The organism is Mycobacterium heckeshornense (assembly GCF_016592155.1).
Taxonomy (GTDB): domain Bacteria; phylum Actinomycetota; class Actinomycetes; order Mycobacteriales; family Mycobacteriaceae; genus Mycobacterium; species Mycobacterium heckeshornense.
Window position 1 is genome coordinate 4,383,659 of record NZ_AP024237.1, and the last position, 16,145, is coordinate 4,399,803.

13 protein-coding genes are annotated in these 16,145 nt (G+C 64.9%); 7 read left to right on the top strand and 6 right to left on the bottom strand.

The window, feature by feature from the left end:
• Positions 1-9 precede the first annotated feature (9 nt).
• The gene (gene aceA, locus MHEC_RS21200) at positions 10-1,296 is read right to left on the bottom strand and encodes an isocitrate lyase (RefSeq protein ID WP_048889553.1); all 1,287 of its coding nucleotides are present in this window, start codon (positions 1,294-1,296) and stop codon (positions 10-12) included.
• A gap of 274 nt (positions 1,297-1,570) precedes the next feature.
• On the bottom strand, positions 1,571-2,365 hold the full coding sequence (locus MHEC_RS21205) for an acyl-[acyl-carrier-protein] thioesterase (RefSeq protein WP_048889552.1): 795 nt from the start codon (positions 2,363-2,365) through the stop codon (positions 1,571-1,573).
• 132 nt (positions 2,366-2,497) lie between these two features.
• Here MHEC_RS21205 and ramB point away from each other — a divergent pair, with 132 nt between their 5' ends.
• Together ramB and MHEC_RS21215 are read left to right on the top strand one after the other, a co-directional pair.
• Positions 2,498-3,913 carry an acetate metabolism transcriptional regulator RamB gene (gene ramB / locus MHEC_RS21210; protein ID WP_048889551.1) on the top strand — a complete coding sequence of 472 codons (1,416 nt, stop codon included), beginning with the start codon at positions 2,498-2,500 and terminating at the stop codon, positions 3,911-3,913.
• Complete coding sequence (locus MHEC_RS21215) at positions 3,910-4,461, top strand: carboxymuconolactone decarboxylase family protein (RefSeq protein ID WP_048889550.1); 552 nt, start codon at positions 3,910-3,912, stop codon at positions 4,459-4,461. Before ramB ends, MHEC_RS21215 begins: the two co-directional genes overlap by 4 nt.
• A 93-nt stretch (positions 4,462-4,554) precedes the next feature.
• On the opposite strand, the gene MHEC_RS21220 is transcribed toward MHEC_RS21215, so the two are convergent.
• From MHEC_RS21220 to lpdA, 4 genes are all read right to left on the bottom strand, one after another.
• On the bottom strand, positions 4,555-7,599 hold the full coding sequence (locus MHEC_RS21220; RefSeq protein WP_048889549.1) for an MMPL/RND family transporter: 3,045 nt from the start codon (positions 7,597-7,599) through the stop codon (positions 4,555-4,557).
• Between the two features lie 75 nt (positions 7,600-7,674).
• A complete protein-coding gene (locus MHEC_RS21225) occupies positions 7,675-8,349 on the bottom strand; it encodes a TetR/AcrR family transcriptional regulator (protein WP_048889548.1) in 675 nt (224 codons plus the stop codon).
• 130 nt (positions 8,350-8,479) lie between these two features.
• On the bottom strand, positions 8,480-8,776 hold the full coding sequence (locus tag MHEC_RS21230) for a hypothetical protein (protein WP_048889547.1): 297 nt from the start codon (positions 8,774-8,776) through the stop codon (positions 8,480-8,482).
• Entirely contained in the window at positions 8,776-10,173 is a 1,398-nt protein-coding gene (lpdA, locus tag MHEC_RS21235) for a dihydrolipoyl dehydrogenase (protein ID WP_048889669.1), read from the bottom strand. Before lpdA ends, MHEC_RS21230 begins: the two co-directional genes overlap by 1 nt.
• Before the next feature lie 117 nt (positions 10,174-10,290).
• On the opposite strand from lpdA, the gene MHEC_RS21240 reads away from it, so the two are divergent.
• The 5 genes from MHEC_RS21240 (at position 10,291) to MHEC_RS21260 (ending at position 16,093) form a co-directional block, all read left to right on the top strand.
• Positions 10,291-10,956, top strand: a complete 666-nt coding sequence (locus MHEC_RS21240; RefSeq protein WP_048889546.1) for a fasciclin domain-containing protein — start codon at positions 10,291-10,293, stop codon at positions 10,954-10,956.
• 119 nt (positions 10,957-11,075) lie between these two features.
• Entirely contained in the window at positions 11,076-12,830 is a 1,755-nt protein-coding gene (locus MHEC_RS21245; RefSeq protein WP_048889668.1) for a cytochrome c biogenesis protein DipZ, read from the top strand.
• Positions 12,831-12,928: 98 nt separating this feature from the next.
• Entirely contained in the window at positions 12,929-13,516 is a 588-nt protein-coding gene (locus MHEC_RS21250; RefSeq protein WP_048889545.1) for a fasciclin domain-containing protein, read from the top strand.
• Between the two features lie 7 nt (positions 13,517-13,523).
• Entirely contained in the window at positions 13,524-14,840 is a 1,317-nt protein-coding gene (locus tag MHEC_RS21255) for an SAM-dependent methyltransferase (RefSeq protein WP_048889544.1), read from the top strand.
• Positions 14,841-15,175: 335 nt separating this feature from the next.
• Complete coding sequence (locus tag MHEC_RS21260) at positions 15,176-16,093, top strand: MerR family transcriptional regulator (RefSeq protein ID WP_048889543.1); 918 nt, start codon at positions 15,176-15,178, stop codon at positions 16,091-16,093.
• The last annotated feature ends 52 nt before the right edge of the window (positions 16,094-16,145 follow it).

Sequence of the window (16,145 nt, forward strand, 5' to 3'; positions counted from 1 at the left end):
CGCGACAGGTCAGTGGAACTGGCCTTCTTCGGTCGAGCCGGTCAGGGCGGTCGTCGACGAGTTCGGGTCGACGGTGGTCGCGACGCGGTCGAAGTAACCGGCACCGACCTCGCGCTGATGCTTGGTCGCGGTGTAACCGCGCTCCTCGGCGGCGAACTCGCGCTCCTGCAGCTCCACGTAGGCGCTCATCTGGTTGCGGGCGTAACCGTAAGCCAGATCGAACATCGAGTAGTTGAGCGCGTGGAAACCGGCCAGCGTGATGAACTGGAACTTGAATCCCATTGCGGCAAGCTCTTTTTGGAACTTGGCGATGGTCGAGTCGTCGAGGTGCTTGCGCCAGTTGAACGACGGTGAGCAGTTGTAGGCCAGCATCTGGTCGGGGAATTCGGCCTTGACCGCGTCGGCGAACTGCTTGGCGAGCTCCAAGTCGGGAGTGCCGGTCTCCATCCAGATCAGGTCGGCGAACGGCGCGTAGGCCTTGGCCCGCGCGATGCACGGCTCGATGCCGTTCTTCGTGCGGTAGAAGCCCTCTCGGGTGCGCTCACCGGTGATGAACGGCCGGTCGCGCTCGTCGATGTCGGAGGTGATCAGCGTGGCCGCCTCGGCGTCGGTGCGCGCGATGATCACCGTGGGGACATCGCTGACGTCGGCGGCCAGTCGCGCCGCCGTCAACGTGCGGATGTGCTGCTGGGTCGGGATCAGCACCTTGCCGCCGAGGTGCCCGCACTTTTTCTCCGACGCCAATTGGTCTTCCCAGTGGGTGCCCGCCGCGCCGGCGGCAATCATCGCCTTCTGCAGCTCGAAGACGTTCAGCGCACCACCAAAGCCGGCTTCGGCGTCGGCGACGATCGGTGCGAGCCAGTTCTCCACCGACTTGTCGCCCTCGACCTTCGCGATCTGGTCGGCGCGCTGCAGCGCGTTGTTGATCCGGCGCACGATTTGCGGCACCGAATTCGCCGGGTACAGGCTCTGGTCGGGATAGGTCTGCGCGGCCAGGTTCGCATCACCGGCAACCTGCCACCCGGACAGGTAGATCGCCTTCAGGCCGGCACGCACCTGTTGCACGGCCTGGTTGCCGGTCAGCGCGCCCAGCGCGTTGACCCACTCAAGGTCGTGCAGCAGCTCCCAGAGCACCTCGGCGCCGCGGCGAGCCAGCGTGTGCTCTTCGACCACGCTGCCCTGCAAAGCCACCACATCGGCAGCGGTGTAGGTCCTGGTGACGTCCTTCCAACGCGGATTGGTGTCCCAGTCGTGCTGAATCTGCTCCGCGCTTCGGGGCGCGCCAACGGTCGACATCCAAACGGCTCCTTCTATGCGATCGCTGACAGGCCTCGGTTTATCAGGATTGCTAACCCGTCAGCGGCTTCATGGGTGTGTTAAGCCGACGATGGCATACCTTAGCTTCGCTGGTCCACCGCTTACAGATGCCAACTTCAGCCACGGCCACGCCCCGTTTTGGCAAATTTTGCGAAGCTAAGCTGCGGGAGCGCAGTACCGTAGCTACCCGTCGGTAACACAACGCCGCAGGTCAACCCACTTGTTGATCGACGGGGCCGATCGCCACGCCGGGCTACAAAGCGAAGAGCGATGCGATCGCTTTGACCTCGTCGCCGACGACGTATGTGAGCGTTGTAACAGTGCGATCGCGCATTGCGGGACCGAACTGGTCGGTCGAACCGGGCGGATGCACGTGCGACATGATTTCCAGCTTGTCGCCCAACGCCACCGGCGCATCGTGCTCGATGGTCACCCGCAACGGGGCATTGAGCATCTCGGGATAGCCAGACAGGTAGTCCTCGACCACGCTCCAGTACACCGCGTTGTTCATGTGATCGAACAGGTCGATGTCGGTGAAGCGGACCGGATACTCGTGGATCTCCAGCGCGTCGTCGCGGCTTTCCGCCGTCAGATAGGGCTTCCAGCGCAACCGGTCAACGTCGGTGGTGCGGCGCAGGCCGGCCAAAAAGTCGTCGGCGATACGCGCGGGCATCTGGGTATCACGGTTGATGTTGATCCAGAACGCCTCCGACTCGATCAACCCGCCCTTGCGCCCATCGATGCGAACCCGCATCTCACACCAGCGGTTGGATGTGCCGGAGCACCACCGCCGCAGCCGCAGCATGTCTTGAAACCTAATCGGCCTGATCAGGTCCACCATGGTGCGGCGGACGATCCAGAGCGGATGCGTTTCCTCAAAGCCCAATTCCCGCAAATGGTCCTGGCCGATGTCCTGGATGTGGCGGGCGGCCGCATCCAGGCGCAGCCGGCCGTCGCGGTCGATGTCGGCGACCCGCAGCGGCCATTCCCGTTCGAAGACGGCAGGATGGCCGTCCGGCACCGGCATCATCACTTTGTCCAGGCTCAACGCATGACTCCCCTGTGTGCTCCCCCTGAATGACTCCTGCGAATCATGTCAAACGCGCAGGCTCCGCACCAATCGACGCCAGCCGTGCCAAGTCTGCGAACCCAAACTTCGCAACCCGGTACGCTGACCCTCGTGACCAAGACGTTTGTCGGCTCACGGGTTCGTCAGCTGCGCAAGGAGCGCGGCTTCAGTCAGGCCGCGTTGGCCCAGATGCTCGACATTTCCCCGAGCTACCTCAACCAGATCGAACACGACGTACGGCCGCTGACGGTGGCGGTGCTGCTGCGGATCACCGAGGTGTTCGGGGTGGACGCGACCTTCTTCGCCTCCCAGGACGACACCCGGCTGCTGGCCGAATTGCGTGAGGTGACATTGGACCGCGACCTGGATGTCGACGTCGACATGACCGAGGTCGCCGAAATGGTCGGTGCCCACCCGAAGCTGGCCCGCGCGATGGTCAACCTGCACCGGCGCTACCGGATCACCACCGCGCAACTGGCGGCCGCGACCGAGGAGCGCTACTTCGACGGCAGCGGCAGCGGGCTACTCACCATGCCGCACGAAGAGGTTCGCGACTACTTCTACCAGCGCCAGAATTACCTGCACGAGCTCGACACCGCCGCCGAGGACCTCACCATTGCGATGCGCATGCACCGCGGCGATCTGGGCCGTGAGCTGGCTCGCCGACTCACCGATGTGCACGGTGTGCACATCAACAAGCGCATCGACCTCGGCGACACCGTGTTGCACCGTTACGACCCGCAGACCAAAACCCTGGAGATCAGCAGCCACCTGTCGCCCGGCCAGCAGGTGTTCAAGATGGCCGCCGAATTGGCCTACCTGGAATTCGGTGAGCTGATCGATGCCATGGTCGAAGAAGGCAAGTTCACCTCCGAGGAGTCCCGTAAGCTGGCCAGGCTTGGGCTGGCCAACTACTTCGCGGCCGCGACCGTGTTACCGTATCGGCAGTTTCACGATGTCGCCGAGAACTTCCGCTACGACATCGAACGGCTCTCGGCGTTCTACGGTGTGAGCTACGAGACCATCTGCCATCGGCTTTCGACCCTGCAGCGGCCGTCGATGCGTGGCGTGCCGTTCTCGTTCGTCCGCGTCGACCGAGCGGGGAACATGTCAAAACGCCAGTCCGCCACCGGCTTTCACTTCTCGTCCAGCGGCGGCACCTGCCCGCTGTGGAACGTCTACGAAACCTTCGCCAACCCCGGCAAGATCTTGGTGCAGATCGCCCAGATGCCCGACGGCCGCAACTACATGTGGGTGGCCCGCACCGTGGAGCGGCGGGCGTCACGATATGGTCAGCCCGGCAAAACGTTCGCGATCGGGCTGGGCTGCGAACTTCGGCACGCCCACCGACTGGTCTACTCGGAAGGACTGGACTTGTCTGGGGATGCCGCCACTCCGATCGGTGCGGGCTGCCGCGTCTGCGAACGCGACAACTGCCCCCAGCGGGCTTTCCCGGCGCTGGGCCGCGCACTCGACCTCGACGAACACCGCAGCACGGTGTCTCCCTACCTGGTGAAACCGGCGTGACGGCGCAGGTGGGCCGCATCCCGTCGGGGGGTGTGCGCGAGCTCGGGCTGATCAATTGGGTGCTGGCCAAATTCGGTGCGCGCACCGTCGGCGCTCCGGAAATGCACCTGTTCACCACGCTCGGTCAGCACAAACGGCTGTTCTGGCTGTGGCTGCCGTATTCGGGTGGGCTGCTGCGCGGACGGTTACCACGCGCCGACACCGAACTGGTGATCCTGCGCGTCGCGCATCTGCGCTCCTGTGAATACGAACTGCAGCATCACCGCAACATGGCCCGCCGGCGCGGGCTGGACACCCAGACGCAAGAGGCGATCTTCAACTGGCCCGCGACGTCCGGTCGGCTCACCGCGCGACAGCAAGCATTGCTCAAGGCCACCGACGAATTCGTCCTTCACCGCTCGATCAGCGATCAAACCTGGCGAGAGCTGTCGGCTCATCTTGACCGTCGTGAGATCATCGAATTCTGCTTGCTTGCAGCACAATACGACGGGCTGGCGGCGACGATGTCCGCCCTCGAGCTTCCGCTGGACCACCCGGAGCACAGGTAGGTCGGGGCGTCGGTACCGCCAGCATCGATGTTGTCGACTGGCCTCGGGAGTTTGCTACCGGATGCCACGCAGGAGTACTGGATTCCGACTGGATCAAGGGCGATTTGGCCACCAACTGGCTTCGCGTAACAGGGTGGCGATCGCCGGCACGGTGAGCGTGCGCACCACAAAGGTGTCCAGCAAGAGGCCACATCCGATGATCAGTCCTGCCTGAAGCATGATCGCGATCGAACCGGCCATGAGTCCAAACATGCTGGCGGCGAAAATCAGCCCGGCTGAGGTGATCACCGAGCCGGTCGTGGCCACGGTTCGCAGCACCCCCACGCGGATGTTGCGGGCTGATTCGTCGCGCAGCCGGGAAACCAGCAACATGTTGTAGTCCGCGCCGACGGCCACCAAAATGATGAATGCCAGCAGGGGCACGGGCCAGGCGATCTGCTGCCCCAACCCGTACTGGAAGAAAAGCACCCCAATGCCGAGTGCAGCCGCGTAGTTGAGCACGACGGTGCCCAGCAGGTAGATCGGAGCGAGCACGGCGCGCAGCAGCAGGATCAGGATGACACCGACGATGACGAGGGTTGCGGCACCAAGTTGGTGGAAGTCCGCTGACAGTAGGTGTTGGATGTCGGCGTTGACAGCGGGAAAGCCCGCAATGGCCACACTGGCGTCGGCTAGTGAGGTGTTGGGGCGCGCCGCGTTGGCGACCTCGGTGATCGTATGAGCGAGCGTCATCGCTTCACCGCTGTATGGGTCGCAGGTGGATTCGATCGCGAAGCGGGCGGTTTTGCCGTCAGGTGACAGAAATTGGCGCGCGATGTCGCTGAATTGGCGGTTTTCGAAAACGCTAGCCGGTAGGTAAAATCCAGTCGACGAATCCGATCCGGCGCTGACGCGAGCGGCGTTTTGCAGCTGCGCGGCAATTTGGCTCATCCCGGATAGTAGTTGGATGTTGCTGTCCGCGAGGGCGTGCACCCCGGTCGCCAGTCCTTGTGCCCCAGATGCGAGCTGGCTGATGCCGTTTTGGAGCCGACGGATGCTGCCAGCGAAATCGGTTGGGCCACCCAATGTACCGAAGGCTGAATCAAGTGATTCTAGGGCGTTCTGAACGTCGGCCACTATGGCAGCGACACTTCCATCCTGACTCAATTGATCTGCAAGGCTTTCGATTTCATCGAAAAATCCAACATCGCGCAACGTGACAAGAGCCTGGATGTGGTCGCGGAGCTGCCCGCATTGCGGTGTAGCGGCGCACCATGGTGCGGTGTGGAGCGCGCTCGCCAGGGGATCAATGGCACTGATCGCCGTCTTGGCCTGCTCAGCCAGCGGTCGCAGCCCCGGTCCAGAGCGCAGTGCCTGGTCGATGGCGGGTGCAGCGACACCCAGCTGGCTCAATAGCGGTCGCACCCGCTGTACGGATTGCCCTGCGCGCTGGGCTGGCGTGAGCGCGACGGTCAACGGCGTGAGCGCGGCTTGCAACGTGGTATCCAGCCGGGACAATCCGGTGGCGAGCTGATCAGCGCCGTTCGTCAATTCGGCAAGGTCGTCCTTGTGGGCTTGCCCGTCGGCGACCGCTCCCGCCATCTTGTCGCCGATCTGGCTATTCTGCCAGGACAATTGCGCTTGCTCGAGGCGAGTCCCGTTCGGTCGGGTAATACCGGATACCTTGGTCACGCCTGGTAGCTGGGCTACCCGAGAAGCCATCTGGTCAAGGTCGGCCAGCCCTTTGCCAGTCCGCAAATCCCTTGGCGAGGTGACGACTAAAAACTCTGTGATAATAACGTCCTTGCGAAAGTGCCTGTCCAGCAGGCGATACCCCTCGTTGCTAGCGCTGGCACCGGTCTGGCCTTTGCGGTCGTCGTAACTGATGCGCATGGTCGCCACCAGCGAGCCCAAGGCCAGCAAGATGGCCAGGCTGGCGACCAGCAAGGGCGCCGGCCGACGTACCACTACCACCGCTACGCGGTTCCAGTAACGACGAGTCCGATCCGGTTTGGGCTCGCCGATGCCCCGTTGGGCCGCCAGCGCCAGCACCGGGGGAAGTAGTGTCACAGTAGCCAAAAAGCCGACGAAAACCGCGACTGCGCAAGCCGGACCCAATGCTGCGAATACCGGCAGACGCGCGAAAATCATTGCCAAGAAAGCGAATGCGACGGTCGCCGCGGACGCCAGGATTACCCGCCCAATGGTCGCGGTCGCGTTGATGATCGCGGTTTGTGTGGCCACGCCCTGCCGGCGCTGCTCGTGGTAGCGGCTGATCAAGAACACCGTGTAGTCGGTTCCCGCGCCCAACAGAATCACGGTCATGAACGCGATGGTGAACTGCGACACCGGCATACCCAGCTCGCCCAGCGCCGATAGCACACCGCGACCTACAGCTAGGCTCAATGCAATAACCAGCAGTGGCAGTAAGGCGGTAAACACTGAACGGTATACCGCTAGTAGAACGCCGGCGATCAATGCTGCCGTGGCAATCGAGATAACGAGGAGATCCTTTTCCGCGGCTGCGATTTGGTCGCTGAAGGTGGCCGGGGGGCCGGTCACACGCACCAGTGTCGGCGAGTCGCCGAATGCTCGGGCGGCGATGTCGCGGACCGCCTGCACCGAATCGGCCGCGGTCGGATCCCCTAGTGTGCCAGCGATGCCCACCGGCAGGTACCACGCTTTGCCGTCACGGCTGACCGCTTGGGCCGCGGTGACCGGGTCAGCCAGCAGATCGTGGACCATCAACACGTGTTGGGTGTCGGCGCGCAGACGGAGAACCAGAGTGTCGTAGCGAGCGCGTGCCGACCGGGTCAAACCCGCGGGATCTTCCATCGCGACGACGATCATTGTCTTCGACCCGCGCTCGCCGAACGCCGCGCTCATTTTGTCGAGCGCCCGCAAAGACGCTACATCGCGCGGGATCATGTCAACCGATTGTTGCTTGACCACCGTCTCCAGCTGCGGAAAAAGCAGGGCCAAGGCGGCGGCGAGCACGATCCATGCGCCGATGACTACCGCCTTGTGGTCGAGGGTGAACCGTGCCAGCGCGCCGAGCGCGGCACTGTATTCCCCGGCGCGCTCGCCGGGGCGGCGCGGCTTATCTTGCGGTCGGCGCGAGGGGCAAGCACCGTCCGGGCGTGTGCGCTGTTCGGTCATGGCCGCTCGCTTCGCTGCATCAAAACGACACTAGTGGTATCGCTCCGATACTACTAGTCTCGATTCTGCCCGTGGCTAGCGTCGGGCCCGCGGGCGACCTTGCCTGCGCTGCCGGCGATGGGCATGCAGGAAATCGTCCACCATGCGGATGCGGTCCTGGGGCGTAAGTACTTTCATGCCGGTGAGCTTGGCGAAAACGATGGGGCCGACCAACTGGATGATGGCCAGGGTGATGTCGAGATCGTCGAGTTCGACGCGGGCCTCGGGGCTGGTCAACAGCGCATCAAAAGGTTGCCGGTACTGCTCGATGACGCGTGTACTGAGGCCGGCCAGGGGCTTGCGGCGGTCACTGTCCGGATCGCCGGGCCCTAGCGCGAGCCAGGCCAGCGCGGTCAGGTGCAGGGGTGCCTCGTCGATCAGCGCGGCCTGACGGTTCAGCAGTTCGATCAGCTGTTGACGCAGGTCCCCGGACGGCGGGGGCGGCGTCACCTGGGGCAGCAACCGCTCGAACGCCGCCGCCAACAGGTGCGTAGAGCTCGTGAAGTGCCGGTACAGCGTCGTGCGCGCCACCTTTGACAAGCGCGTGACCGCCTCCACAGTGACCGCTTCCACACCACCGCTGACCAACAGCGACGTCGCGGCGTCCAGCAACCGGGCGCGCGATCGCAGTCGCCGTGGGTCGACATCGTCACCGTCGGCGATGTCCTCCAGCGCGCGTTTCGACTCTTTGACTCGATCGACTGCGGCCATCGGTAAGCACGCTCCTGGCTAGGGTTTTCCGGTTTGCAGGCGGTGAATGCTACTCCGCGCTTCGATGTTGCTGGAAAGCTAATACGGCGCCTTTTTCGCCAGCCCTCGAACTTCCGCTGGACCACCCGGATCACAGATAGGTCGCGCTGAGCACACCCAACGTCAGCACGACAGGAAGAACCGGCAGTGCAAACGCGAACGCCGCCCACGGGTAACGTCGTCGCCGACGCAGCCGCAAGCCCCACCACCCGGAGCACACCGCCACCGCGACCGACAAAATCAGCACCACCGCGCTCCAACGGCTCACCGTCGTGGTGGCAGCGCCGACCGAAATCGCTACCAGCCAGCCGATGTAGCCCACGATCACCCCGGCGACGGCGCCGAGAATCGTCGCGCCGTGGTGCGGCCCGTCGCCCAGCAGCAGCATCAGAAGTTGATCATGTGGCCGACCAGACCGTGGAAGCACTCCTGCAGTGCCTCCGACATGGTCGGATGGGTGTGGACGTTGCGCGCCAACTCATTTGCCGTCAGGTCCCACTTTTGCGCCAAGGTGAGCTCGGGCAGCAGCTCGGACACGTCGTGGCCGATGAGATGCCCACCGAGCAATTCGCCGTAGCGGGCGTCGGCGACGAGCTTGACGAAGCCGCTCGGGTCGCCCAGCCCATGGGCTTTTCCGTTGGCGGTGAACGGGAACTTGGCAACCGTGACGTCGTAGCCCTCGTCACGCGCCTGCTGCTCGGTGAGCCCGAAGCTGGCAACCTGCGGCTGGCAGAAGGTGGCGCGCGGCAGCATACGATAGTCGCCGAGCGTGAAAGTCTCTGCGCCGCCGATGGTTTCGGCTGCGACTACGCCCTGTGCCTCGGCAACGTGGGCCAGCATTGCCTTACCGGTCACGTCGCCGATCGCGTAGATGTGGCCCACGCTGGTGCGCATGTTGTCGTTGATACCGATAGCTTTGCCGTCGGTCAGCGCCACGCCGGCCTTCTCCAGTCCGTAGCCCTCGACGTTGGGTGCAAAGCCGATGGCCTGCAACACTTTTTCGGCGATGAGCTCTTGAGGTCGGCCGTCCTGGCTGACCGTGACGCTCACCTGGGTGCCGTTGTCGTCGATGCCCTCGACCTTGGTCCCGGTGAGGATCTTGACCCCGAGTTTCTTGAACTGCTTTTCGATTTCTTTGGACACGTCGGCGTCTTCGTTCGGCAGCGCCCGCGGCAGAAACTCGACGATGGTCACCTCGACACCGTAGTTGGACAGTACGTAGCCGAACTCCATCCCGATCGCGCCGGCCCCGGCGATGACGATCGATTTGGGTAACTCCCGCGTCATGATCAGCTCTTCGTACGTGACGACGTTTCGCGAGAGCGATGTGCCCGGCACCAGTCGGGTGCTGCTGCCGGTGGCGATGATCGCGTTGTCGAAGGTGACCGTTTCGGTGCCGCCATCGTTGAGCTTGACCGCAACGGTGTTGGCGTCGACGAAGCTGCCGTAGCCGTGAATCTCGGTGATCTTGTTCTTTTTCATCAAGAAGTGGACGCCGGCCACGCGGCCCTCGGCGACCTTGCGGCTGCGCTCGTAGGCGATGCCGTAGTCGAGGCTCACCTCGCCGCTGATCCCGAAGGTTTTGGCTTGCTTGGTGACAATGTGGGCGAGTTCGGCGTTGCGCAATAGCGACTTGGACGGGATGCAGCCGACGTTGAGGCACACCCCTCCCCAGTACTTCGGTTCGACAACTGCGGTGTTCAGCCCCAGTTGCGCGGCACGAATGGCCGCGACGTAGCCGCCGGGGCCCGCTCCGAGAACGACGACATCGTAGTGAGAACTCACCGTGCCCACCCTAGTGGGACCCGGCACCCATCCGTCATCGTGGTCGCTCCGAATACCCCACGTCCGACCAGAAGGGCGGCGACAGCAGGCCGTCCGTGACGCAGGAGTGACAACCCGATGACGAACATTTCGACCAAGACACTCGCGGCGGCCGGCCTTGCGGCCACCGCCATCGTGGGCTTCGCGGCTTGCTCAAGCCACAAGTCCGAGTCGGAGCAGACCACAAGCATGAAACCTGCCACCAGCACGGCTGCACCCGCGACGTCGTCGGCGATGGCGGACCCGGCGGCCGACCTGGTCGGTCCCGGGTGCTCGGACTATGCGGCGCTGCACCCCAGCGGCCCGGCCTCGGTGGCCGGCATGGCGCAAGACCCGGTCGCCACGGCGGCGTCGAACAACCCGATGCTTTCGACGCTGACGTCGGCGCTCTCGGGCCAGCTGAATCCGAACGTGAACCTGGTCGACACCCTCAACAACGGCCAATACACGGTGTTCGCCCCGACCAACGACGCCTTCAACAAGCTCCCGGCGGGCACGATCGACCAGCTCAAGACCGACTCGCAGATGCTGAAAAACATCCTGACCTACCACGTGGTGCAGGGCCAGCTGAGCCCGGCAAAGGTCGACGGCACACACAAGACCCTCCAAGGCGCTGACGTGACGGTGGCCGGTCAGGGCAACGACCTCAAAGTCAACAACGCGGGACTGGTCTGCGGCGGGGTCCACACCGCCAACGCGACGGTGTACATGATCGACACGGTGTTGATGCCGCCCGCCCAGTAAGCACCCGGCCGTCATGCACGGCAGTCCGGTTTGCCGGACTGCCGTGCATGCTGTTGCGGCCCAACCGATCCGCCGCTTTGTCCACCCATCCGCGGCCGATGCGGCAGCGAATACCGGGTATGTTCACCCTCGCGCTGATCGGCTTCGTCGGCGGCCTGATCACTGGTATCTCACCGTGCATCCTCCCGGTCTTGCCGGTGATCTTTTTCGCCGGCGCGCATAGCGCCCCCGACGACCCCGCGCCGGCGCCGGATTCCGGTGGCGCCGTCGTCGTCGCAGCGAAGCGATCACTGTCGGAAACGCTGCGGCCCTACCTGGTGATCGGTGGACTGGTGCTGAGCTTCAGCCTGGTTACCCTGCTCGGCTCGGCATTGCTGTCGCTGCTGCACCTGCCGCAAGACGCGATTCGCTGGGTCGCGTTGGCGGCGTTGGTGGCGATCGGGTTGGGCCTGATCTTCCCCGGGTTCGAACAGCTGCTGGAGCGCCCGTTCACCCGCATACCCCAAATACGTATCGCTACCCGCCGCAACGGCTTCGGGCTGGGTTTGGCGCTCGGTGTGCTCTATGTGCCGTGCGCGGGCCCGGTGCTGGCCGCGATCGTGGTCGCCGGGGCCACCGCGAGCATCGGCGTGGGAGTCGTCGTGCTTACCGTGGCGTTCGCGGTGGGCACCGCGGTGCCGTTGCTGTTCTTCGCCCTGGCCGGACAGCGAATAGCGCAACGGATCAGTGCTTTTCGGCGACGTCAGCGTGAGATTCGTGTCGCCGCAGGAGTCGTGACGATCCTGCTCGCTGTTGCGTTGGTCTTGAACCTGCCCGCGGCGCTGCAGCGGGCGATTCCCGACTACACCAACTCCCTGCAGGAAAAGGTCGGCGGCGGTGAGCAGGTCCGGCAGAAGCTCAATCTGGGTGGGATTGTCACCGACCAGAACAGGCAGCTGTCGAACTGCAGCAACGGGGCCTCACAGCTGGAAAACTGCGGCCCGGCACCCGATCTCAAAAACATCGCCGCATGGCTGAACACGCCCGGCAACAAACCCGTCGACCTGCGCTCGCTGCGCGGCAAGGTGGTGCTCATCGACTTTTGGGCGTATTCGTGCATCAACTGCCAACGTGCCATCCCGCACGTCGAGGGCTGGTATCGGGCCTACAAAGACACTGGCCGCGGTTTCGAGGTGATCGGCGTGCACACCCCCGAGTACGCGTTCGAAAAGGTCACCGCCAACGTCGAAAAGGGCGCCGCCGACTTGGGCATCACCTACCCGATCGCGCTGGACAACGGCTACTCCACCTGGACCAACTACCGCAACAGGTATTGGCCGGCGGAGTACCTGATCGACGCGCACGGAGTGGTGCGGCATATCAAGTTCGGCGAGGGCGACTACGACGTCACCGAGCGGCTCATCAGGCAACTGCTCACCGACGCCGATCCCGGGGCCAAGCTGCCCCCGGCGGTCGACTCACCCGATCTCACCCCCAAGCAGCACACCACCCCTGAGACGTACCTCGGGGTCGGCAAGGTGGTCAACTACGCCGGCGGCGGGATGTATGACGAGGGCACCGCCACATTCAGCTATCCGCCGAGCCTGCCCGCGGACAGCTTCGCGCTAAGTGGCCCCTGGTCACTGGACTATCAGGGCGCCACCGCCCGAAGCGACGACTCGAGCATCGAACTCAACTACCACGCCAAGGACGTCTACCTCGTCGCGGGCGGCACCGGGACGGTCACGGTGATCCGCGACGGGAAGTCGACGGCGCTGCCGATCAGCGGAGCCCCGACGTCGCATCAGATCGTCACTGGCGACCGAGTGACAGCTGGAACACTCGAGGTGCGCCTCACCAAAGGCCTGCAGGTGTACTCCTTCACCTACGGCTGAAAGCAATCCGCGACATCTGTGACCCGTCCAACAGGCGGTCGGCTCCGAAGTACCCATGTCTTGGTGTCAACAGGAGAGTCACCGAAGGAGCGAAGGCAATGAAAATCGCACACAAGGCGCTGGCAGCAACCGGTGTTGCTGCGGCCACGATGGTGGGTCTCGCGGTGTCCACGTCGCCGACCGCGGCGGCAGCCGATCTGGTCGGCCCGGGATGCGCGGACTACGCGGCGCTGCATCCCAGCGGTCCCGCGTCGGTGGAAGGCATGTCGCAGGACCCGGTCGCGACCGCGGCGTCGAACAACCCGGAGCTGACCACGCTGACCGCGGCGGTCTCCGGCCAGCTCAACCCGCAGGTCAACCTGGTCGACACCCTCAACAACGGTCAGTACACCGTGTTCGCGCCGACCGATGACGCGTTCAACAAGCTGCCCTCGTCGACCATCGACGAGCTGAAGACCAACGCGGACTTGCTGAAAAGCATCCTGACCTACCACGTGGTGCAGGGCCAGCTGAGCCCCGCCAAGATTCCCGGTACCCACAAGACGCTGCAGGGCGGCAATGTGACGGTGACCGGTCAGGGCAACAATTTGAGGATCAACAATGCCGGGCTGGTCTGCGGCGGAGTGCCCACCGCCAACGCGACGGTGTACATGATCGACACCGTGCTGATGCCACCCGGCATGTAGGCGGTGCATGAAACCTGCCCGGATTCGCGCTGTCGTGATCGCCGACCGCTTAGCGGAGTTGTTCTGCGATGTCGTCGGATTCACGCTACCGGTGCGGATCCGGGCGTGGGACAACAGCGAGGCCGGACCGTCCAGCGCGCCTGTGCTGGTCATCCGCTCACGCCGTGCGCTGCGCAGGTTGCTCTGGGCACCAGGGGAATTGGGTCTCGCGCGGGCGTACGTGTCCGGTGACGTCGACGTCGACGGCGACCTCGCCGACGGCTTCCGACTGGCCTGGGCCAGCGCCCGGCGGCAGAACGGGCGGCACCGTAGGACGCGAATCTCGTTGCGGACCAAGATAAGAGCAGTGTTCGCCGCGGCAAGCTTGGGCGTGATCGGACCGCCGCCCGCCCCGCCCGCTGCTGAGGCTCGGCTGACCGGTCGGCGACACTCCCGGACGCGGGACCGCGCGGCGATCGCCCACCACTACGACCTGTCCAACGAGTTCTACCGGTTGCTGCTGGACGAGCAGATGACCTACTCGTCGGCGTATTTCACCCACGACGGACAGTCACTCGACGAGGCGCAGACCGCGAAACTGGATCTGATCTGCCGCAAGCTGGATCTCCGCCCAGGCATGCGGCTGCTCGACGTCGGCTGCGGCTGGGGTTCGCTGATCTGTTATGCGGCGGTGCATTACGGTGTGCACGCCACCGGTATTACGCTGTCGCGGCAGCAACGGGACTTCATCGCCGGCCGGCTGGCCGAAAGCCGAGTGGACAACGCCGAGGTGCGGCTGGCGGACTACCGCGATTTCGACGCGGCGGCTGCTACCCGCGAGTCTTTCGATGCGGTCAGCTCGGTCGAGATGGGCGAGCATGTCGGCGAACAGCAATACCCGGAATATGCGCGCATGCTGTTTCGGGCGCTCAAGCCGACCGGGCGGCTCCTGCTGCAGCAGATGTCGCGGCGCAGCGATGCCGCGCCGGGCGGTGGGCCGTTCATCGAGCGCTACATCGCACCCGACATGCACATGCGCCCGCTGGCACACACGCTGAGCTATCTGCAGAACGCAGGCTTCGAGGTGCGCGACGTCGAGGCCATGCGCGAACACTATGCGCGCACCGCACGGCACTGGATCGAAACATTAGACGAGCAGTACGACCAGTTCGTCGCCCTGCTGGGCGAGCAGGCGGCCCGGGCGTGGCGGCTGTATCTGGTGGGCGGCGCGCTGGCATTCGAGCAGGGCCGGATGGGCGTCGACCAGATTCTGGCGGTCAAGCCCACCGCCGACGGTCAGGCCGCGATGCCCTGGACCCGCCCCTGGGCGGCGCCGCCGTCATAGCCCCGCGCCGGGAATCGACCAATGCGCCCGCGCCGCGCCGGTCGGACAGGCCGTCCGCGCACGGCAGTCGGCGCGGGCACCGTGGTCGACAGGCGCACCGGTCACCCCTCGTCGTCAAACCGGTGCGCTCTTTCTGAACATTCGGAGCACCGGCCGCCGCGGATCGCACACCGGCGCCCAGATCGGGAGAAACCGGCGGCCCTGACACCCCAGCGCCTATCCTGGCCGCGTCAAGGCAGTGCACGTCGGTGACTGTCCGGGGGCTGTGAGGGCGCGTGAATCGAAGCACACCGGGAACGAGCCGCGGGCAGCTGCGTTCCGGCTGGTCGGCTGCGATGACCGCAGACGGGCCGGCCGTTGCCGAACGCGGTCCGCAGTCCGGCGACCAAGCCCGGCCGAGATACACCGTGCGCGCGGCCGCACAGTTGCTCGGGGTGCCGACCGCGACACTGCGCAGCTGGACCCACCGCTACGGCATCGGTCCGGCCGAGCACCGACCGGGTGCCCATCGCCTTTACAGCGACACCGACCTTCAGATGTTGCGCCACATGCGAACGCTGATCGACCAGGGCGCCAGCCCGCAAAGCGCGGCGCGGACCGCGATGGCGTCGGCGACACCCGGCTATGCCGAGACGGCTCCGCTGTTGGCCGCCGCATTCGGGCTCGACGCGGTCAACGCTGCGCTGATCATCGAGCGTCATCTGCGCCACTACGGGGTGCTTGACACCTGGGACTTGCTGGTGCGGCCGGTCTTCGCGGTCATCGAAAGCCGCCAACGCGAGGGCGAGAAGTGCATCGACATCGAACACATGCTGTCGTGGGCGGTTGCGCGCTCGTTCCAGCAGATACCCATGCCGCCCACCGGGACCCCGACCTCGGTGATCTTGGCCTGCACCGCCAACGAAACCCATGCCCTGCCTCTGGAAGCACTTCGTGCCGCGTTGTGTGAGCGCGGCCGCGGGGTGTTGATGCTGGGGGCGGCGGTCCCGGTCGAGGCGGTGATCGACGCGCTGGCGCGTAGCTCACCGCCGAGGGCGGTGGTGATCTGGTCGCAAACCGCCGGCACCGCGGATGCGGCCATGATCAGGACGGTCGGCAACGCGACGCCGCAGGTGATGGCCGCCGGACCCGGGTGGGACTCGGTGCGCCTGCCACCGGCGACGGTGCGACCAAAATCGCTTCGTGATGCGGTGCAAAAACTGACCACTCACACCGACCCCGCCGCGATGGCCCCGGCTTGCCCAGACAGCTGATCCGATGCCCTCTTCGACCCTTTCTGCATCGGCTGTGCATCGGTCGGGTAAG